The following is a 20,583-nucleotide window of genomic DNA, read 5'->3' as shown; positions in this document are numbered from 1 at the left end:
ACTGCGTGTCCTGCTACTCCGCCGGGTGTGGCCGGTTCAGCGTCGGCGTCTTTCTTCGTTCTAGTCGGTCGTGCAGGCGCTGGGCCTTGGCGGCGGCCTCCTCGGGCGTGTAGTTGCCACTGAGGCGCTTGCGCTGTTCCATGACTGCACGCATGGCGTCGCGGTGGGCGGTGGCAGCTTCCAATTCGGTGCTGGCCTTGGTGAACCTTTCCTCGGCAGCGACGAGTTCGGCGGCTATCTCTTCATCGGACTTGCCGCTGAGCCGTACCGCTTCCTCGTCCGCCTGGCGCTGGACGATGCTCTCGTCGAGCATCTCGTTGTAGCGGTTGAGGAGCTGATCGCGCGGGCTGAGTTCGCGGACGAAGACGCCTCGGCCCTGCACGGAGTAGATCAGCCCCTCCTCCTTCAGGACCCGCAGGGCGTTCTGCGCAGTGGAGTTGGCGATGCCGAACTGTTCTTGCATTTCGCGGGCGGACGGCAGCTTGGCACCGGATGCGAGCTGGCCGTCCTGGATCTGCTTGCGGAGCGTGTCCGCGGTCCGCACGTATGGGGGGCGGGGATCGTCAGCGGGGCTGGTGGCGGTCTGCCATCCGCGCCTCCAGCGCCAGGCGATCAACACCCTCGGCAACGCCCTCAGCCCCACCGGCAACGACCCCGACGACCCACCCGTCATAGCCGTCGTCCGCTGACGTTGCCGTCAGCGTTGCCGTCAAACCCGCAACGCCCCCTCTTCAGGTTGCGCAGGAAGGGGCGTCACGCGATCTCTCAGCTTGGTTCCCGATCGCGATTCACGGACCGTATTCGGCTCCGCGTTACCTACTCAGGAAATTCCGAATCTTGCCGCTTGGCCGCCTGGCTGCGAACAACGATTGGAGACCATTGAGAACGCCCCGCCGATTCCCCGGCGGGGCGTTCTCAATGGTTCTGTACTTAGCTTGACGGAATCGTCACGACCGTCACTTGTCCATCCATTAGGCATTCGATGAGCACCGAACCGCCAAGCGGATGGATCCAGAAGTGCGGCCCGGCGTCCAGGATGTCCCGCGCATGTCGCACAGCAACATCCGCAGGCATGGTCACCGCCGGCATCAGATAGTTGCCCCAGATGACGGCGATCCGCTCACCCCGCTGCACGTACGAGGAGAGCAGCTCCGCCGCCATCCTCGTCCAGTGCTCCTCATCGTCCCACCAGAGGCGGTCTTCGAACGGAGTGGACTCGAAGTCGATCACGTCGCCGGTAGCAGCCGGAAATCTGCTCAGCGTCGCTGCCGCCAGCGCGCGGTTCTCGGCGAGATCCAGCTTCATCACCTGTCGGCCGTCATCGTCACGGGGGTCATTCATGAAGTCCGGAAGGTATTCCGGATGACTCCCATAAGAACTACCGTCGGTCATACGTTCCGCCTCAACCACGTCGAAATACCCCCGCTCCCGCCAGGGAACCTTATCGCCCATTTTCGAACCGCCGCACCCTTCCCCGTCATCACATTGATGTGCGGGCCGATCCGGTCGTCGGTATCCAGGCGGAACGACCTGTATTCCCCACCGCTGGTCGCGGTGAACCCGGTATCCCTACCGAATGTGTCGACCGCAGACTCCATCGTCCCCTGCCGACGCTGCCACGAACCGGTATCGATGGGCCCCACGGTGTCCAGGGCCTGGTTTCTGGCCTGTTCGAACGAGTCCGCGTCCAGGACAACCTCGCTGCGGGGCTTCTCCGGGTCGCACCTACAAAGATCGGAGTGTCCGGGTTGCGATCCACCACAGTTGTGAACCAGGACCGGAGTGGCCCCCGCCAGCACATAGTACGTGTGCAGGTCACTGACCGTGAGGTTGTGGACCGTGGCCTGTTGGACCGTCCGGCGTTCGATCGCGGAGATCTGGACGTAGGTGCCGGCGCTGGTGCGCAGCCACTGGCCCGGCTTCAGGTCGGTGGCGTCGATCCAGTCGGACAGTTCGGGGACCCAGAAGGGGTGCCCGTCCGTGGCCGTGACCTCGGCGGTCTTGCCGTCGGCCGTGGTGATCTCGACCTTGACCAGGTGCTTGACGCCCGTGCCGTGGATCTCGGCGGTGACCGTCTCTACGGTCGTTTCGCCGGTTTCCGGGTCGGTGGCCAGGACCTTGTCGCCGTTCTTGACCTTCTCGATCGGCTTGGTGGTGCCGTCGGCCATGAGGACGGGGGTGCCGGGGACGAAGCTGTTGGCGACCGGGCAGCTCGCCCCGTCGTTGCCGGCGCCGCCGCTGTCACCGCCGCCTTCGCCCGACTTCTTGGCCGTCTTCGCCTGCCGCGGCTCCGGTGCCGCCTTCTTCGCCGCCGCCTTCTGGGTCTTCTGGACGGCGTTGCCGGTCTTCCGGGCGGCCGCCTTGGCCCTGCGGGTGGCCGCCTCCTTGGCCTTCTTCCGTAGCTGCGCGGCCTTCTCGGCGGCCTTGCGCTTGGCCTCCTTCGCCTTGCGGGCCAGTTCGCGGGCCTTCTTGGCCATCTCGATGATCTTCTTGGCCTTCTCCTTGGCCTTCATCCACGCGTTGACCGCGTCGGCGATGCGCTTGGCCGCCCTGAGGACCGAGGGGATCTTGCCCAGCTTCGCCCACGGGATCGCCTGGATGAACAGGCTGCCGCAGGCCCACAGGTCGCCCCGGGAGAAGCAGCCCACCACGTCGTTCCAGCCGACGAAGTCCTTCAGCGCGGCCCAGCCGACCGAGAGGATGATGTCCGCCAGGGACGTGTTCATCTGTCTCTTCGCCCAGGCCTCCGCCGAGGCCGAGGGGCCGCCGTACTCGCTCGTGCCGCCCTCCGACGCCAGGCCGGACGGGTCCGCGAAGGTGACCGGGTTGTTCTCGCAGTACACGTACCCGTTCATCTGGACCGGGTCGGCCAGGTCCAGGACCGGGTCCGGGGAGAGGAAGCGGCCCGTCTCCGGGTCGTACTCGCGGGCGCCCAGGTGGACCAGGCCGCTGCTCGCGTCGTCACCACCGCCGACGTAACTCCGGTGCGAGCGCCAGGTCGTCGACTCGGTGCGCTCCGCACCGAACGGGTCGGTCTTGGAGAAGCGGACCCTGTTGCCGGCCGCCAGCGACACGTTGGCGTACGCGGTGCCGTTCTGGTCGGTGATCTGCGCGGACAGGTCCGAGGCGCCGCTGCCCTGTGCGTAGCGCATCACCGTGGGTGCGCCGGCCTGGGAGTAGTAGCGCTCGGTGTAGGCGGGGCCGCCGGCCGCGTTGACGGAGATGGTCGACTCGCCGAGGTACAGGGTGCGTTCGGTGCCCGAGATCGCCATCAGGCGGGAGCCGTCGCCGCCGTAGAGGTACTTGGTCTCCTTGTCGGGCACCCACTGCTGGTTGGCGCCGGTGCCGCAGGTGTTGAGCTGGAGGTCGGTGCCGTCGGCCGAGTTGGAGGCCGGGACGTCCAGGCACTTGCCGGACGCGACGTGCTTCAGGGTTCCCGTCGAGGTCGCCGTCCACTGCTGGGCCGCCGTGCCCGTGCAGTCGGCGATGACGACCGGTGTGCCGACCGCGGTGGCGCCGTCCTTCGGGACCGCGCACTCGCCGAGGATCTTCAGGGCACCGGTCGACGGGTCCGCCGAGGACGCCGAGTCGATGCGGAGCTTCTGGGCCTTGGTGCCGTTGCAGGAGTAGAGCTGGAGCGGAGTTCCGGCGGTGGTCAGCGAACTGGACAGGTCCAGGCACTTGTCGGCCAGGCCCTTCCAGCCGCCGGAACCGTTCTCGCCGAAGCCGGTGATCTTCTCGACCTGACCGTCCCAGGTCCAGTCCAGGGCCTGCTCGGAGCCGTCGTAGGTGCGGGTGGTGGTGTTGCCCGCGTCGTCGTACGTGAGTGTCGTCGCCTTGGTCACCTGGGCGCCGGAGTCCGCCTTATAGGTGGCGGACGTGCCGGTCAGGGTGTGCGGCTGGGTGCCGTCCGCCTTGCCGTAGGCGTAATCGGTGGTGGCGTCCTTGGTGGTGTCCAGGCCCGGGTCGTGCTGGACGAGCTTCTTGCGGTTGCCGAGCGCGTCGTACTCGTAGGTCTGCCAGTAGCCGCTGTTCGCGGCGGTGACGTTGGTCGTGCCGTCCGAGTACTTCGGCGCGGCCGTGTCCTTGCCGGTGGCGTTGCACGCCGTCGGCGCCGTCCACGCCTCGGTCAACTGGCCCAGCGCGTCGTAGTCGAAGCACTGCAGGTCGGTCGTGGAGTTCGCCCGGTCCGCGATGGAGGTGACGTTGCCGGACGGGTCGTAGCCGTAGGAGCGGGAGTTGACGCGGTGGCCGGTGACGCCCGTGGTGTCGCTGGTCGACTCCCGGTCCACGATGGCCTGGGTCAGTTCGCCCGTCGCCTCGTCGAAGAGGTTGGTCGTCCAGACCCGGTCGGGGTTCTCACCGCTGACCGTGCGCAGGACCTGGCCGTACGGGGAGTAGGTGGTCTGCGCGGTGTACCAGTCCAGGCCCGAGGTGGAGACGGGCAGTCCGTCGTCGTTGTGGCGGACGACGAGTTTCTCGGCCGGCAGGGTGCCCACGGACGGCAGGTTGGTCGCCTCCAGGACGCCCATCTCCGAGTACTCGAAACCGTAGCGGTACGTGGGCTCCAGGCCGTAGGCCATGGCGACCGACTCGGGGATGCTGATCTCCCGGCCGGTCGGCTGGTAGTCGGCGGTGTAACCGGTCACCGAGGTGGTGTAGGCGAGGCCGTCGGTGTAGCGGGTCTGCGAGGTGGGCAGTCCGGCGCCGCCGATCAGCGTGTCGTAGACCGTCTTCGTCAGGAGGGTGCCGGTGGCCGAGGCATCGCGCTGTTCGACCGGGCGGGAGAGCTTGTCGTAGACCGTGTGGACGGAGGCGTTCTCGTTGGTGGTCAGCTCCGGACGGTCCAGGATGTCGTACCGGGTGGTGGTCGTGCCCGTGTCCGGGTCGACCGCCTCGGTCTCACGGCCCCGGGCGTCGTACTTCCAGCTCCAGACGTTGCCCTCGGAGTCCTCCGCCTCGACCTGGTCGCCGCGCTTGTCGTAGGTGTAGGTCGTCGAGCGGTGGGCGGCGCGCAGGGCGTCGGTGAAGGTGTCCACCCGGACCGTGCGGCCCAGGGCGTCCGACCAGGTGCGCTGTGCGGTCGCGCCCTCGGGGTTGATCACCGTGGAGTTGTCGAGGCCGTACTCGTAATGGGTGGCCTTCTTCGGGTCCTCCTCGCCGTCGAGGTACGGCGTCTCGGTGAGGGTGCGGCCCAGCCCGTCGTAGGAGTACAGGGTGGCGTTGGGCACCTGGTAGTCCGAGAGCAGCTCGAACAGGACGGTGGAGGGATCGCCGTTGTCGAAGTACGCGTTGTTGGTCCGGGAGACCGTGCCGTTGGCGCTGTAGAGGATGTCGGTGATCAGGCGCCCGCCGCCGACCGCCGGATCCTGCTTCTGGCGTTCGCGGCCGAGGCCGTCGTAGATGACGGTGGAGACGTCGTAGTCGCCGTCGCCGGTGAGGGACTCGGTGGTCACCGAGACCGGCTGGCCGATGGTGGTGTCGTACGTGAACCTCGCGGACGGGGACTTGGACGTGGCGCGTGAGGGGGCCCACACCTGGGTGGCGCGGCCGAGGGCGTCGTACGCGTAGGTGGTGGTCCGGCCGTTGATGTCGGCCTCGGTCAGGGAGACCCCGCGACCCGGCTCGACCTCGGTGGTCTCCGTCTGGGCCAGCGCGTTGGTGGTCCTGATCTCGTAGACCTGGCCGTGGGACGGGACGTAGGCCGTGGTGTCCTTGTTCTTCGCGTCGTTCTCCGCGATCGCCAGGGCGTCACGGGTGGAGGTGGTGCGGCCGTAACCGTCGTAGGTGACTTCGCCGTCCGCCACCCAGCCGCCGCCGGTGCCGGTGATGGCCCAGGTGGTGGTGGCGTTGCCGGTGGTCGGGGCGTCGCCGTACGCCCCGCCGTCGTAGGCGACGCGGGAGCCGTCGATCCAGTCGGCGGCGGTCGCCGTGGGCGCTTGGTCGCAGTTGCCGGCGGTGGTCAGGGTCTGCTTGGCCAGGCCGATGAGGTGCTTGGAGGTGTTGTGCACGTAGGACATGACCGTGCAGGTGTCGTCGTCCCCGTGGTCGGTCGCGGCCTCCGCGGACCAGTCGTTGTACTCGGTGACCTTGACGGGCAGGCCGTAGGTGTCCTCGTAATCGGTGACCGTGCGCAGGACGCGGGTCTTGCGCTTGTCGTCGCCGGTGCCGGAGGACTGGGTGTAGGTGAGCGACTCGGGGCTCTCGATGCGCCAGGCCCTGAGGTCCGGGATGCCGCCGGCGCGGCTGCGGGAGGCGAGCAGTACGGCCTCCGGCTTGTCGACGGTCCGGGTGAGCCAGGTGCCGGCGGTGGCCGAGGCGTAGGTGAGGCTTTCGGCGACGCGGCCGGCGAAGGGCTCCTCGTCCACCGCGATGACGGCTTCCTTGACGTCCCTGACGGTGACCGAGCGGGTGCCGCCGCCGGGGAGCGGGTCGCCGTCCATGCCCCGGAAATAGCGGGTCTCGGTCATGCCGCGCTCGGTGGACATCAGCTCGGTGCCGCTGTCGTCGCCCGTGTCGGTGCGCACCCGGGCGAAGCCGCGCCACTGGTCGTAGGTGCGGGTCTTCTTCTTCGAGAACTCGGCCTGGTTCAGCGCCCAGGCGCCGCCGTCGAGATACTCGTAGGTGGTGGTGACGGGGTCGACGCCGGTGAGGGCGGGAAGCTCCTGGACGGACTCGACGACGTACTTGTGGAACCAGTCGATGGTCTCGACGTCAGGGTCGGCGTTCCAGTACACCGGGAAGCACAGGCCGGTGTTGTCCTCCGGCTTCGGGAAGCCGCTGCCGGTCTTGCAGGCGCCGGTGGGTGCCTTGTAGGTGACGGCGGTCTCGCCGCCGTACTCGCTGACGACCCGGGCGACGCGCAGCCGGTCGAAGGCCGGGTTGGGGTCCTTCGTGCCTTCCTTGACCCGGTTGGGCATGGGCTGGCTGTTGGCGAGGAACTGCACCGGGTTGAGCGCGATGGCCTCGGAGTCCGTGCCATAACCGGTGCGGGTGATGGACTCCAGCCACAGGGCGGTGCCCTCGTCGGTGAGGTCGGCGGGGAGGGACTGCTGGAGGGTCCAGCTATCCACCTTGGACAGGGCGGTGGAGCCCTGTGCGCGTTGGGTCCAGGTGGTCACCTGGGCGAGGCGCTTGCGTGACCAGAAGGTGGGGACGGGGACGTAGCACTCCTTGCCGCCGGCGCAGTACAGGTCGGCCGGGGTGTCGTACCAGATGCGGTTCTTGGCGAAGTCGCCGGCGGCGAAGTTGTCGTTCTCGTCGCCCTGCGAGGTGCAGGCGATCTCGCCTTCCTTGAAGCATCGCTCGTCGACGCCGAAGGTGACCCGGGAGATGGGGTCCGCGTACGGTTCGTCGGCCTTCAGGCCGTAGTCGATGCGCTTGAGGTAGCCGCCGCGGTCGTAGGAGACGGGTGTCTTGAACTTCTCGTTCTTCGCGTAGTGGTTGGTCTCTCTCGCCCACCACAGGCTCATGGCGTTGCCGTCGGTGTCGACGACGAAGTCGAGGTTCCAGCGCCAGGCCTGGTCGCAGAAGGAGCCCGCGAAGTCGCCCGCCTTGTAGCAGGGCTCGCCGGACTGGTTGCCGGCGACCGGCGCGGTCAGGACCGAGTTGGTCACCGGGTCGCCGCTCGCCGGGTCGTCGTCCAGCTTGTGTTTGCCGAAGTAGTACTGGGTGCCGTCCCGGGTGGTGACCCGCCAGTACTCGCCGTCGGCGTCACCGTTGTCGAGGCCGGTGTCCTTGAGGAGTTCGACGCGAGAGCCGTCGCCGCTAGCGGTGACCCACCGGTCGCCGTAGGGGTCGGCGTTGTCGGGCAGGACGAGTTCGGTGGTCGTGCCGCCGAGGGTGAGGGTGGCGTTGTAGGAGCCGAAGCAGAGGTCGCTGGTCTTCTTGGTGTTGTTGCCGTTGGTCCGGTCGTCGCGGCAGGAGGTGTACGTGCGGGTGATGGAGCCCGCGTTGTACTCCCAGCCGTCGCCGATCCAGGAGGGCTGGTTGTTGGAGGCGGACGTACGACCGTCCACGACCTGGGAGTTGTAGCCGAAGGAGACCGACGGGGACGGGCCGCCGGGGACGCTGGGGGCCTGGAGGGTGTACGAGTAGGTGAAGCCGCCGGAGCTGCCGCCGGCCGACCAGGAACCGGCGCTGACCAGCGGGGTCGCGCCGAAGTCACCCTTGGAGCCGGAGCCGGAGTCGGTGGCCAGCAGGACGGAGGAGCCGGAGCCGTCGGCGGTCGCGGCGGCGAGGGAGGCCAGCCGGGTGCCGCCGCCCGCCTGCCGGGTCCGGTACACACCGTCGGTGACAGTGCCCTCGGCGGTGGCGGAAGCGGTCTCAGGGGAGGCGGTCTCGGACGAGGCGGTCTCGGACGAGGCGGTCTCGGACGAGGCGGTCTCCGCGGACGTGCCGCCCGCGGCCAGCGCCTCGGTGGCCACGGTCGCCTCGATGCGCCGTTCGTACACCGGGTTGCCGTCGGCGTCCGTGCCGGTCTGCTTCACCACGTTGTCGGTGGTGACCTCGGACGGCTCCGAGCAGCCCTCGGTGTCCGGGGTGGTCAGGAAGCACGCCGGGTACTGCACGAACGACAGCCGGTCCGCCCAGTTGGCGCCGTACAGCTCGGAGAAGTCGCTGTAGTCCAGGGCGATCACCGCGTCGCCGGTGGACTCGGCGGGCGGGGTGACCGTCAGGGCCACGCCCTCGATGGCGGTGGCGGCCAGTTCGTTCTGGCCGGCGAGGGAGACCTGCCACTCGCCCTCCAGGGCGGCGGCCTGGGCCTCGGTGGCGGTCGTGGGAGCGCCGACCTCGACCGGCAGGGCGGTGTCGTTCTGGGTGAGCGGAACCATGTCGCCGGGTGCGAGGCCGGTCAGGTCCTTGACCACCGTGCCACCGGCGGGGGCGGTGACCTTGCTCGGGTCGTACTCCGCCGGTTGTTCCGCTTCGGCCGTGGTGAGTTCGGCGAGCGCGCCGCCGTTCTCACCCTTGGCCTCGGCCGCGTCGGGGAGGTCGACCAGTTCGACTCCGCTGCGGTCGTCATCCGGCGGCAGCGCGTAGGCGGCGGGCAGGATGCCCACCGTCAGCGCCACCACGAGCGAGCCGACCACGCCGGCGCGTATCCGCGCTCGTCTGCGGCGCTCGGCGCGCGTCGCCACACGCTCCTGCCTGCCGCTCCACGACAGCGATCTCCACACAGCCGCAGCCCCCGTGCACACAGTTCGGTCCCTTGATGATCACGAACTCTCAGGCACACCTTCACGAAAAGTCAACAAGCCCCAAAGAGCTGGTGATCTAGGTCACGAGGGCAATATCCACGCCATGCGGTAAATGCGGTGCAGGCGATTCAAGAGGTGGAGAACCGGGCCAAACGGAGGGTAATCGTCCGCTGACGATGGGTTGAATGCACCTGTTTGACCTTCCTGCCCGGAGCGCTCACTTGCTGGTCAGAGCCGTCTGGGCGGCTCCGGCCCAGGAAGAGGCGCGCCACAGGTGGAGGGAGGGGTGTGGCGCAATGCCGTCGCATCGGTCATGCTCTGTGCTCGTTTCCCGAATGCCGCCGATAACCACGGCCGGGGCACAAAGGGGACTCGCAGAATTCCGGAACTCCGGAATTCCAGGGGGAGGGAACGCAGCACCATGGAACGTCGTCGCTTCGGCCTGCCCGCGTCCCGGCGCGGACGGGCGGGGGTGGGTGCTCTGGTCGTCGGCGCGCTCGGCGTCGGACTGCTCACCGTCCCGCTCCTCGACGGTCCCGGCGCCACCGACCCGGCGACCGGCACGAAGCAGGCCGACGCCCGGCCGCTGACCGAGGAGAGCGCGCAGGAGAGGGCGGTCGCCACGGGCGAGCGGGTCGAGGTGACCGCCCTGCGGGACGAGATGTCCGAGACCTACGCTCGCCCGGACGGCAGCTTCGAACTGGTCGCTCATGGCGCACCGGTGCGGGCCGAGGTGGACGGGGACTGGAAGCCCGTCGACACCGAGCTGACCAAGGTGGCCGGGGGCGGGTGGGCGCCGAAGGCGGCCGCCGACCCCGTGGTCTTCTCAGGCGGCGGGCGCGGTGGCACACGGTCCGGTCGCACGGCCGGTGACACCCGCTCCGGTCGCACGGCCGGTGACACCGGCGTCCGCCCCGCGGTCTTCACCACCAACGGTGACACCACCACCCTGCGAGCCGCCGACGCCACCGAGGGCTACACCGATCTGGCCACCCTCGTCAGCGACGGGCACGAGGTCACGCTGAGCTGGCCGGGCGCGGTGCCCGAGCCGGTGATCAGCGGAGCCGCCGCGCTCTACCGGAACATCCTCGACGGTGTCGATCTGATGCTGACCGCACAGGCCAGTGGCTTCAGCCATGTCGTGATCGTGCACAGCGCCGAGGCCACCGCCGATCCCGCGCTGGCCGAGTTGTCGTACGGGCTGTCCTCGCCCGACCTGACCTTCCATCTGGACCCGATCACCAAGGTCGTCAGTGCCAAGGACCGGGCGGGCGCGGAGTTCGTGTACTCCCCCACGCCCTACCTGTGGGACTCGGCGGGCCGTACCGCCACCACCGAGGGTGACGACCCCGAGCCGACCCAGGGCCCCGAGCCGGCGGAGAGCCCCGAGCCGTCGCACCCGGAGGAGCCCGGCGCGCCGGTGGACGAGGAGACGGCCGTTCCCGAGGACGGGATGGACACCGACGCACCGGGAGAGGAGTCCCCCGACACCGTCCCGCAGGCCGCGTACCGCGCCGTCGGCCCCCTCTCGCCCACGGACGAGGAGGTCTTCGCGCTGCCCGGCCTCGCCGGCCCCGACCCCGGCACCCACATGGCCGTCGCCGACGCCGGACTGACCGATCCCGGAGCCACCTCGACCGGCCTCTCCCTGGTCCCGGACACCGAACTGCTCACTGCCGAGGACACCGTCTACCCGGTCTTCGTCGACCCCACAATCCACGGCAAGACGAAGAACTGGACCACGGCGTACAAGAAGTACCCCAGTTCCAGTTTCTACGACGGTGCCAACTACAACACCGGTACCACCGAGGCCCGTGTCGGTTTCGAGTCCACCACCTGGGGCCTGTCCCGCTCCTTCTTCCGCCTGGGCTGGACCACCAGCTTCAAGGGCGCGACCGTGACCTCGGCCATCCTCAAGCTGCGCGAGACGTACGCCTGGTCGTGCTCGGCACGCGAGACGCAGGTGTGGGTCACCGGCGGTATCTCCTCGAAGACGACGTGGAACAACCAGCCGGACTGGAAGTCGGAGATCGGCACCAAGTCCTTCGCGCACGGCTACAACTCCTCCTGCCCGGACTCCTACGTGGAGTACAGCGCCAAGTCGGCCGCCCAGGACGTCGCCGACAGCGGGGCGAAGTCGATGACCATCGGCCTGCGCGCCAGCACCGAGGACTCCGCCTACTCGTGGAAGAAGTTCCGGGCGGAGAGCGACAGCGCGCCCCTCCTGACCGTCATCTACAACCGCAAGCCGAAGACGCCGACTTCGCTGGCCCAGGCGCCGGGCGGCGGCTGTGACCGCACCACGCCGTACACCCACGTAGGCAAGCGCGACATCGTGCTGTCGGCCACCGCCTCCGACCCCGACGACACCTCCACCCAGCAGGACCTGGATCACCTGGACTTCGAGCTGTGGCGCACCGGCTACGGCGACGACAAGATCCTCGACAAGAACGTCAAGGTGAGCAGCGCCGGCAAGGCGTCGGCCACGGTCTCCAAGTCGGCGCTGGTCAACGGTTACCAGTACTCGTGGCGGGTCCGCGCCCTCGACTCCGACACGGCGTCCGCGTACGCTCCCACGGCCGACCCGAAGGTCTGCCGGTTCGTCTTCGACAGCAGCAAGCCCAACGAACCGCTGGTGACCTCCACCGACTTCCCGGCGGCCGACGAGGACGGCTCGGTCTGGTCGAAGGTGAAGTTCGGCACGGCCGGCGAGTTCACCTTCGCGCCCGACGAGGACAAGGACATCACCGAGTTCGAGTGGTCGTTCAACTCCACGTCGTTCAAGGACAGCGAGTCGGTCGCCCCGGGGGACTCGTACTCCCCACCCCTGTCGCCGGTCACCGCCGGCCCCAACGTCCTGTACGTACGAGCCGTGGACAGCGCGGGCAACCGGTCGCTGGGCACGAAGTACCTGTTCTACGTCACCCCCCGCGACAGCACCGACAAGCCCGGTGACACCACCGGTGACGGCATCCCGGACCTGTACGCGATCAGCTCCGGCGGCAACCTGCTGATGTACCCGTCCACCAGGGCCGGTGACCTGCACACCGGCCTGGAGGCCGGCCAGGACGACGGTGTCGGCCTGCTCTCCGACCCGGACGGCGACGGCGAGGACCACATGCCGGGTTACTGGAAGGACGCCGAGGGCAGGCCCGCCCTGATCGCGCACGGCGGCGACGCCCTCGCCGCCGACGGCGTGGGTGACCTGTTCGCCCGGATGCCCGACGGTGAGCTGTATGTGTATCCGGGAGACGGATACGGCGGTGTGGACGTCTCGGGGCGCAGCACCGTGCGGCTCCCCGCCGGCGCACCCGACCCGGCGCTGTTCGACCAGATCGTCGTGGGCGACTACGACGCCGACGGCCGCGCCGACCTGTTCGCCACCGGGACGAGCGGCGAACTGTGGGCCTTCGAGGGCTACACCGGCGCGTCCTTCCTGACGATGACCAAGATCGCCTCGTCGGCGTGGCTGCAGCGGGACCTGGTCTCGGTGGGCGACCACGACAAGGACGGCGCCCCGGACCTGCTGTGGCGTTCGGGTGACTCCAGCCGCCTCTACCTGCGGTTCGGTGTCGCGGACAGCGCGGGCGGCTCCACCATCGCCTCGCTGGCCACCGCCGCCGCCTCCAGGACGGGCGCCGACGAGGTCTACGCCGAGGGCTGGTCGACGGCGGTCGTGCCCGTCACGCATCTGCGGGGCACCCCGGACGTGAGCGGGGACGGCATCCCCGACATCTGGGCCCTGAGCAGCACCGGTGACGTCTACTTCCACAAGGGCGGGGCGAAGACGATCGGCGCCGGGGTGGCCGTGATCACCCGCACCAGTGAGTGGGCGACGACGAAGCTGGCGTTCGGATAGGGCCGTCCCCGTACGGCCGGGCCGGGACCCGTCCCGGCCCGGCCGTCGGATGGGCGGTAATCAGGCAAGTGAAGGGGTGGGCATGAGGTGGACGCGTGGTTGCGTGACGCTGTTCCTGTGCGCGTCGCTGTCGGCGTGCACCGCGGTGAGCGGCGGTGGTGGCGGCGCCAGCCCGCTGAGGCCGACCGTTCGGCCGGGCACCACGGCAAGCGGCACTGACCTCGGCGGCGCGGCACTGGCGGCCCGGGACGTGGACGGCCTCACGGTGTCCGAAGCGGACGGCCGACCGGAGGTACGGGTCGCTCTGCCCGCCTGCGCGCCGCTGGCGTACGCCTTGTCCGGCGAGGCGGTCGGTGACCCGACGGCCACGGTCGAACACCGCCTGTCGGGCGACGGCGCCACGGTCACCGCGATCCTCGCCGAGTATCCGTCCGGTCGGGCTCCCACGGCGATGGACGCGCTCGGCACCGCCCTCGACGAGTGTGCGGACGGTTTCACCACCACGGTCGACGGTGAGGAGCACAAGGTCGGTGACGTCGTACCGCAGCTCGTTCCGGAAGGCGTGGAGCAGGCCATGGGATGGCAGGCCACCGTGAACAGGGCGGGCAGGTCGGTGCCGGTGAAGACGGTCGTCCTGCGGGTGGGGGACACGGTGGCGTATCTCAGCGGAACGCCCGCGTTGCCCGCCGCCGTCCTCCAGGCGCAGATGACCAAGCTTTCCTGACCAGTGGGTGGGCGACGACGACGCGGCCGGCGTCCCGGAGGGCCGCGCAGGGTGTCCGGGGTGGAAATGGTCGCTTCACGGTCACCGCGGCGTGAACGGGGCCATCTCGTCTCCGCCGGGGTGGACCACCCCGTACGTGCTCTCCGGGACCTCGTTCCAGACGCCGGGGAGGTCGCCGAGGGGTTCGGAGACGATGAGGCGGGTGTCGTCGGAGGCTTCGCGGAGGAAGTCCAGGTCGGGGTGGAGGGAGCGCAGGGTTTCCACGCGGGTGCTGTAGAAGAGCGAACGGGACGCCTTCTGGCTGGAGTAGCGGAACGCCCACAGGCTCTGCCCGTCGGTCACCGCGACCGTCATCTGCAGCGGGAACTCGATGCCGTGCTCGTGGCCGACCCGTTCCACCAGGCCCGCCATCCGCGCGACCGCGCCCGGCGGGTCCTGTTCCAGGCCGAAGGTGAGCGCCAGGTAGAACATCACCTCGGAGTCGGTCGAGCCCTCGATGTCGAGGAAGAGACTCGGCGCCACCGCCGTGACGAGGTCGCGCCGGATGCGGTGGAAGTCCGTGACGGCGCCGTTGTGCATCCACATCCAGCGGCCGTGCCGGAACGGGTGGCAGTTGGTCTGCTGCACCGCCGAGCCGGTCGAGGCCCTGATGTGGGCGAAGAAGAGGTGCGAGCGGACGTGCCCGGCGATCTCCCGGAGGTTGCGGTTGCTCCAGGCCGGCCCGATCTCCCGGACGATCGCCGGGCTCTCCCTCGCCGACCCGTACCAGCCGACGCCGAAGCCGTCACCGTTGGTCGTCTCGACGCCCAGTTTTGCGTGCAGGCTCTGGTCGATCAGCGAGTGCGTCGGCTTGTAGATCATGTTTTCGAGCAGGATCGGCGAGCCCGAATAGGCGAGCCACCGGCACATCGTCCACCGCCTTGTCGATCTCGCGGTCCGTGCCGTTCTCGCGGTCCGCGTCGATCTTCTGTGTCTTCCCTTCCAGCATCGCAGCACTCCCCCGCGCCGCGCGCGCGGCGACTACCGTCGAGGACATGCCCCGCGATACCGACCCCGGCCCAGGTCCCGGCCCAGGTCCCGACCCCGGCCCAGGTCTCGGCCCAGGTCCAGGTCCCGGCCCCGGTCCAGGCCCTAGTCCCCACCCCGCCCTCACGCTCGCCCACGCCCTCGGCTCATCCGCCGCCACCCTCGTTCTCGACGGTGGTCTCTCCCAGCAGCTCGGCGCCGCCGGGCACGACCTGAGCGGCGCGCTCTGGTCGGCGCGGCTGCTCGCCGAGCGGCCCGAGGCGGTCGTCGAGGCGCATCTGGCGTACTTCGAGGCGGGCGCGGACGTGGCGATCACCGCGAGCTACCAGGCCACGTTCGAGGGGTTCGCGGCGTGCGGTGTCGACCGGGACACGGCGGCCCGCCTCATGGCGCTCAGCGTCGAGCTGGCCCGGGAGGCGGCCCGCCGGGCACGCACCACCCGCCCCTTGTGGGTGGCGGCGTCGGCCGGCCCGTACGGCGCGATGCTCGCGGACGGCTCCGAGTACCGGGGCCGGTACGGCCGCACCGTCGCCGAGCTGGAACGCTTCCACCGCCCCCGCCTGGAGGTCCTGGCCGCCGCCCGCCCCGACGTGCTCGCCCTGGAGACGGTCCCCGACGCCGACGAGGCGGTGGCCCTGCTGCGGGCGGTGCGCGGTCTCGGCGTACCGGCCTGGCTGTCGTACTCGATCGACGGGGCCCGCACCCGGGCCGGGCAGCCGCTGGAGGAGGCGTTCGCGCTCGCCGCCGACGCGGACGAGATCCTCGCGGTCGGCGTCAACTGCTCCGCCCCCGCCGACGTGGACCACGCGGTCGCCGTCGCGGCCCGGGTGACGGGCAAGCCGGTCGTCGCCTACCCCAACAGCGGCGAGACCTGGGACGCGGGCGCCCGCCGCTGGACCGGCCACGCCGGCTTCTCCGCCGCGCGGGTACGGGACTGGCGGCAGGCCGGGGCCCGGCTGATCGGCGGCTGCTGCCGGGTGGGGCCGGACGCGGTCGCCGGGGCCGCACGGGCGCTGCGGGGCCAGGGCTGACCTGCACCGTCAGGGCCTCAGGTGCGCAGCCTCGTGGTGGTGCGGGTCACGGGCGGGTTCATCGCGGCACCAGCAGGCGCGCCCGGCGCAGCGCGGTGATCAGGGACCGCACGTCGGCGAGGGCTCGCCCGGCGGCGTCGGGTGTGCGCTCGCCCAGTTGCCGCGCGGTCTCCTCGGGGGAGCGGCCGGCGAGGAGCAGGCGCAGCGCCGTGGCGCCGGTGCCGTTGAGGTGCCAGTAGCGGCCCGCCCGTTGGTCGAGCAGCACCAGGCCGTCCTCCACGTCGGTGAGGGTGATGTCGGGGGTCAGGGTGATGGCCATGGTGTTCCTCCTGCCGGAAGCCTGGGGCCTCGCGGCTCCGGGACTCCGGGGCGAGGAGGGTATGCGGACCCTCCGCGGTCCCCGTCGACACGGTCGACACGGTCGACACGGCCGAACCTAGACGGCCCGCTGTCCCGGGTACGTGGTGTACCCGTCTCATCCGCGTCCCGGATCGGGCCGGATCCGGCCCGATCCGGCTCACTCCCCCAGGTGGCTCGCGAGCAGTAAGGGTCCGCCACCGCCGGGAACCAGGTGGATCGCCGAGTCCGGCAGGTCCTTGGTGAAGACGCGTGCTCCCGTCGGCAGAACACCAACTGGGTCGACATGGAAGGCAACCTCACCGACCACACAACGGAGAACGTGTCCGCGCACGCGGCGGCCGGTTTCTGATCACCGGCCCCCTTCAGCCGTCCTGTCTTCCGCCGGCCTGCCTGCCGCCAGTCGTCCCGCACGACCGGCGGAAGGGCTGTTGCGGGAAGTGCACCTGCCACTCCTGCCGGTCGAGGGGACCGTCGAGTGCGCAGACGCGGCGGATGACGGCGGCGACGTCGTTGGACCAGAACCGGAGAGTCGCGTCCTGGCCCGCGGTGGCCAGGGTCCGGCCGTCGGGGCTGAACTCCACGTCGAGGACGGGCCCGGCGTGGCCGTTCAACGCGGTGAGCGGTAGCGGCCGGCCGGGGCGGGTGACGTCCCACAACTGTGCCGTGCGGTCGTCGCTGGTGGTGGCCAGGGTCCGGCCGTCCGGCGCGAAGGCGGTGCCGCGCGACGCCTCCCGGTGACCGATCATGACGCTCAGCGGTGCGGTGGATTCCCGCACCGGCGTCTTCGGCCTGTTCCTCGGGACGTGCCACAGACGGACTTTCCGGTCGTCGTCCGTGGTCGCCACGAGCCGTTTGTCGGGGGCGAGTTCCACGCCGTTGACCTGGTTGGGATGGAGCAGATCGGCGATGAGCACGGGGTGCCGGCGATTGGAGAGGTCCCACAGGCGGGCGCGGTAGTCGCCGCCCGCGGTGGCCAGCAGTCGGCCGTCCTGGCTCAGGGACACGGAGTTGACGCGGTCGCTGTGCTCGTTCACGTCCGCCAGGTGGGCGGGGGCCGCGGGGCGGCTGATGTCCCAGAGCTGGGCGGTGTGATCCTCTCCGCCGGTGACCAACAGGCTCTTGTCGCCGCTCATGGCCACCGCGTAGAGCGCGTCCGTGTGGCGGGTGAGGGTGCTGAGCAGGGTGGGGCGGTGGGGTTCCGTCACGTCCCACAGGCGGGTCCGGTGGTCCTGGCCGGCGGTGGCGAGGAGGCGGCCGTCCGGGCTGACCGCCACCGCGTTGACGGCTCGCTCGTGCGCGAGGGTGGCCAGCGGGGTGAAGTGGTGGGTGTCCGAGCGCCTCCACAGCCGCGCGCCCGACTTCTGGTCGGCGGTGACCAGCAGCCGGCCGTTCTGGGCGTAGGCCATCGAGGTGGTCGGCGCGGGTGCGAGGGCGGCCGGCGGGGGGAGATGCCAGAGCAGCAGCCGGCCCTCGTCGTCCCCGGTGACGAGGACGTCTCCCGGGCCGAAGGCCGCAGCGCGTACCGGGTTGGGCTGCGGCAGGGCCATCAGCTCCCGGCCGTGGGTGAGGTCCCACAGCCGGGCGGTCTGGTCGTCGCCGCCGGTGACGAGCTGCCGTCCGTCGGACCGGAACGCCACGCTGTGGATCAGGCCCTTGTGTCCCCGCAGAATCTTCGGCCGCCCGGGGTGCCGGGGGTCGGTGACCGGGGTGAGATGGACGGTCCGGTCGAAGCTGACGCTGGCCAGGGTCCGGCCGTCCGGCGCGAAGGACACCGCGCGTACCTGGGCGGTGTGGCTGCGCAGGGTCGACAGGTGTACGGGCTTCGAGCCGCGGCTCGTGCGCCACAGCCGTACGGTGTGGTCGTCGCCTGCGGTGGCGAGGGTACGGCCGTCGGGGCTGAAGGCGACACCGTTGAGCGGCCCCTCATGACGGGCTTCGGACGCTTCGGCGGCATCGGGGGCTTCCGGAACGAGGACCGGCCGGTCCCGGCGGCTGAGGTCCCAGACGCGCACGCCTCCTTGCTCGGTGACCGCGGCCAGGGTCCTGGTGTCGGGACTGAGGGCGAGCGCCGAGACCGCGCCGCCCGCCGGGAGTGAGATCAGCTTGCGGGGCGGCGTTCTCGACAGGGCCCACAGGGTCACCGCCGCATCGGCGCCCCCGGCGGCCAGGAGCCGCCCGTCCGAGGTGATCGCCACGCCGGTGAGAGCGTCCCGGCCGGTCACGGAGGCGATCGCGGCCGGCCGGGTGGGACGGCGTACGTCGGTGAGCCTGACCAGGCCGTCCGCCGCCGCCGTGGCCAGCGTGGAACCGTGGAAGAGGGCCTGGCGCACGGTGCGCCGGTGGCGTGGGAGCGGTGTGGAGTAGACGCTGCCCGAGGAGGCCAGCAGTGCGCCGCGGGTCTGCGGGGTGCGGGCCACCCGATAGGCGGCGAGGCTCAGCCGCATGGCGAGCGAGGGGTCGACCTGGCGGAGCCGTTCGGCGTCGTCGACCGCCACCTGTGCCGCCGAACGGTCGCGTTCGGCCAGGGCGTCGGTTCGCTGCCAGAGCGCGTATCCCGTGGCTCCGGCCGTCAGCAGCACCAGAGCGGAGAGCAGGGCGACCAGTTGCCGCAGGCGGCGGGTACGGCGGCGGCGAGCGGCCGCCTCGTGCCGCTCGTGGCGTACCCCGGCGTCCAGGAAACGACGTTCGGGTGAGTCGGGAGCGACCAGGCGGCCGTCGAGCCAGTCCACCGTCACGGCCAACTGGGTGCCCCGGTAGAGCAGCGCCGGATCGTGCCCGCTCGTCTCCCAGCCCTCCGCCGCCTCGACCAGCCGCTGGTGATGGCGCAGGCCCGCCCGGTCGGCGTCGATCCAGCCGCGCAGTCTGGGCCACGCGTACAGCAGCGCTTCGTGGGTGATCTCCGCGCAGTCCGCGTCCATGGTCAGCAGCCGCGCGTCGGCGAACGCGCGCAGCACCTGTTCCGCCGCCCCCGGCTCGGGACCGGATCCGGGTGGCAACGGCAGCAGGCGGCTGTGGGGGACCCTCCGGCGGGTGTCCTGGTCCGCCTCGCCGATGCGGACCAGCGCCAGCAGCAGCCGGCGTGCCGTGGCCCGCACCTCGGGGTCGAGTCCGGTGTAGACGCGTTCGGCGCTGGAGGCGACGGCGCCTGTGATGCCGCCGGTGCTCCGGTAGCCGAGGACGGTCAGACTGCCGTGGTCCCGCTGCTGCCAGGTGGTCAGCAGCGCGTGCGCGAGCAGCGGCAGGGTTCCGGCGCCCGGGCAGGGCGCCGACTGGCCGCCCGCGCCGATGTCGTTCAGGAGCAGCTCCATCAGCCCCGGCTCCAGGGTGAGCCCGGCGGCCCGCGCGGGCCCGGCGATGGCTTCGCGCAACTCGTCGGAGGTCATGGGCCCGAGCGGGAACTGGCCGTCCCGCAGGGCTGCGACCAGTTCCGGATGGGACAGGCACGGGCCGTAGTAGTCCGCCCGCACCCCGAGCACGACCAGGATGCGGCTCCGCGTGTCCGGAGCGGGCCGGGACAGAGCGTGCAGGGCCCGCACGAAACGGTGCCGTTCGTCCTCGGAGCCGCACAGGGTGAAGACCTCCTCGAACTGGTCGATCAGCAGTACCAGTCCGGAAGGGGGCGGGGTGTGCCGGCCTACGGCCGCCTGGCGTGGCAGCCCACCGGGACCGTGCACCGCCTCCCGTACCAGGGCGGCCAGTTCGTCGTGGCCGGCTTCCGACGCCCGCCGCACGCGCTCGGCGTCCAGGCCCGTCACCCGCGACAGGCCCCGCAGCAGCTCCGCGAGTGGCCGGGAGGTGGGCGTGAGACACAGCGCCGGCCACGCCCGCGCGCCCGTCACGGGCAGGGCACCGCACGCGAGTGCGGGCAGCAACCCGGCGTGCAGGAGCGAGGACTTGCCCGCACCGGACGGCCCCACGACGACGACCGGCCCGCCGTCGCTCCCCGCACGGAGGTGCCGCGTCACATGCTCCACCAGCGCGGCGGTCGCCCGCTCCCGCCCGAAGAACCACTGGGCGTCCCGCCTCCCGAACGACGCCAGCCCTGGATACGGGCATACGGCTCCGGCGGCGGCCCCTCGTCCCGGCGGCGCCAGGGCGACCAGCGTGCCGTCGGCGTTCAGCGCCTCGTCGCAGCCGTGCGCGAGGTCGGCGCTGGCCGGCTTCTGGCCGTTCTCGACCTTGCTCAGGTGTCCGCGGCTGTAGTGCACCAGACGGGACAGGTCGGTCAAGGAGAGGCCGCGTTCGGTGCGCAGCCGACGCAGACGCTCACCGAACGTCTCGCCGATCACTCCGGCCGACTGCTGTTGCCCCAGGTCACCGTGTGTTTCCTGTTTCCGCTCCGGCAAGGCGACAGGCACCTCCTTGGCTGCGCCGGTCCGGGTC

The 20,583-nt window shown here is 70.7% G+C and carries 9 protein-coding genes; 3 read left to right on the top strand and 6 right to left on the bottom strand.

The genetic code is table 11. The annotated features are described in order from the left end of the window. Positions 1–13: 13 nt before the first annotated feature. The 3 genes from ABEB00_RS25480 to ABEB00_RS25470 form a co-directional block, all read right to left on the bottom strand. Positions 14–544 carry a GntR family transcriptional regulator gene (locus ABEB00_RS25480; protein ID WP_345622538.1) on the bottom strand — a complete coding sequence of 177 codons (531 nt, stop codon included), beginning with the start codon at positions 542–544 and terminating at the stop codon, positions 14–16. A 386-nt stretch (positions 545–930) separates the two neighbouring features. Continuing rightward, positions 931–1,392, bottom strand: coding sequence for a hypothetical protein (locus tag ABEB00_RS25475; RefSeq protein WP_234460750.1), 462 nt, complete (start codon positions 1,390–1,392; stop codon positions 931–933). Further along, positions 1,389–9,140 carry a ricin-type beta-trefoil lectin domain protein gene (locus ABEB00_RS25470; RefSeq protein ID WP_345622537.1) on the bottom strand — a complete coding sequence of 2,584 codons (7,752 nt, stop codon included), beginning with the start codon at positions 9,138–9,140 and terminating at the stop codon, positions 1,389–1,391. Before ABEB00_RS25470 ends, ABEB00_RS25475 begins: the two co-directional genes overlap by 4 nt. Positions 9,141–9,621: 481 nt before the next feature. Between ABEB00_RS25470 and ABEB00_RS25465 the strand changes: the two genes are divergently transcribed. Both ABEB00_RS25465 and ABEB00_RS25460 read left to right on the top strand, forming a co-directional pair. Then, positions 9,622–13,059, top strand: a complete 3,438-nt coding sequence (locus ABEB00_RS25465; protein ID WP_345622535.1) for a DNRLRE domain-containing protein — start codon at positions 9,622–9,624, stop codon at positions 13,057–13,059. A gap of 82 nt (positions 13,060–13,141) precedes the next feature. Continuing rightward, positions 13,142–13,783, top strand: coding sequence for a hypothetical protein (locus ABEB00_RS25460; RefSeq protein WP_345622534.1), 642 nt, complete (start codon positions 13,142–13,144; stop codon positions 13,781–13,783). 81 nt (positions 13,784–13,864) lie between these two features. On the opposite strand, the gene ABEB00_RS25455 is transcribed toward ABEB00_RS25460, so the two are convergent. Next, positions 13,865–14,692: a class II glutamine amidotransferase gene (locus tag ABEB00_RS25455; protein WP_345622533.1), complete on the bottom strand. Its 828-nt coding sequence runs from the start codon at positions 14,690–14,692 to the stop codon at positions 13,865–13,867. 125 nt (positions 14,693–14,817) lie between these two features. Here ABEB00_RS25455 and mmuM point away from each other — a divergent pair, with 125 nt between their 5' ends. After that, positions 14,818–15,840 carry a homocysteine S-methyltransferase gene (gene mmuM, locus ABEB00_RS25450; RefSeq protein ID WP_345622532.1) on the top strand — a complete coding sequence of 341 codons (1,023 nt, stop codon included), beginning with the start codon at positions 14,818–14,820 and terminating at the stop codon, positions 15,838–15,840. Between the two features lie 58 nt (positions 15,841–15,898). Here the strand turns inward: mmuM and ABEB00_RS25445 are convergent, their stop codons facing one another. Beyond that, positions 15,899–16,159, bottom strand: coding sequence for a lasso peptide biosynthesis PqqD family chaperone (locus ABEB00_RS25445; RefSeq protein ID WP_345622531.1), 261 nt, complete (start codon positions 16,157–16,159; stop codon positions 15,899–15,901). Positions 16,160–16,562: 403 nt separating this feature from the next. Further along, positions 16,563–20,546: an nSTAND1 domain-containing NTPase gene (locus ABEB00_RS25440; RefSeq protein WP_345622530.1), complete on the bottom strand. Its 3,984-nt coding sequence runs from the start codon at positions 20,544–20,546 to the stop codon at positions 16,563–16,565. Between the last annotated feature and the right edge of the window lie 37 nt (positions 20,547–20,583).

It is taken from the genome of Streptomyces ziwulingensis (genome assembly GCF_039542605.1).
Lineage (GTDB): Bacteria > Actinomycetota > Actinomycetes > Streptomycetales > Streptomycetaceae > Streptomyces > Streptomyces ziwulingensis.
Note: the sequence above shows the minus strand (reverse complement) of the source record. Positions and strands in the feature narration are given on the sequence as shown.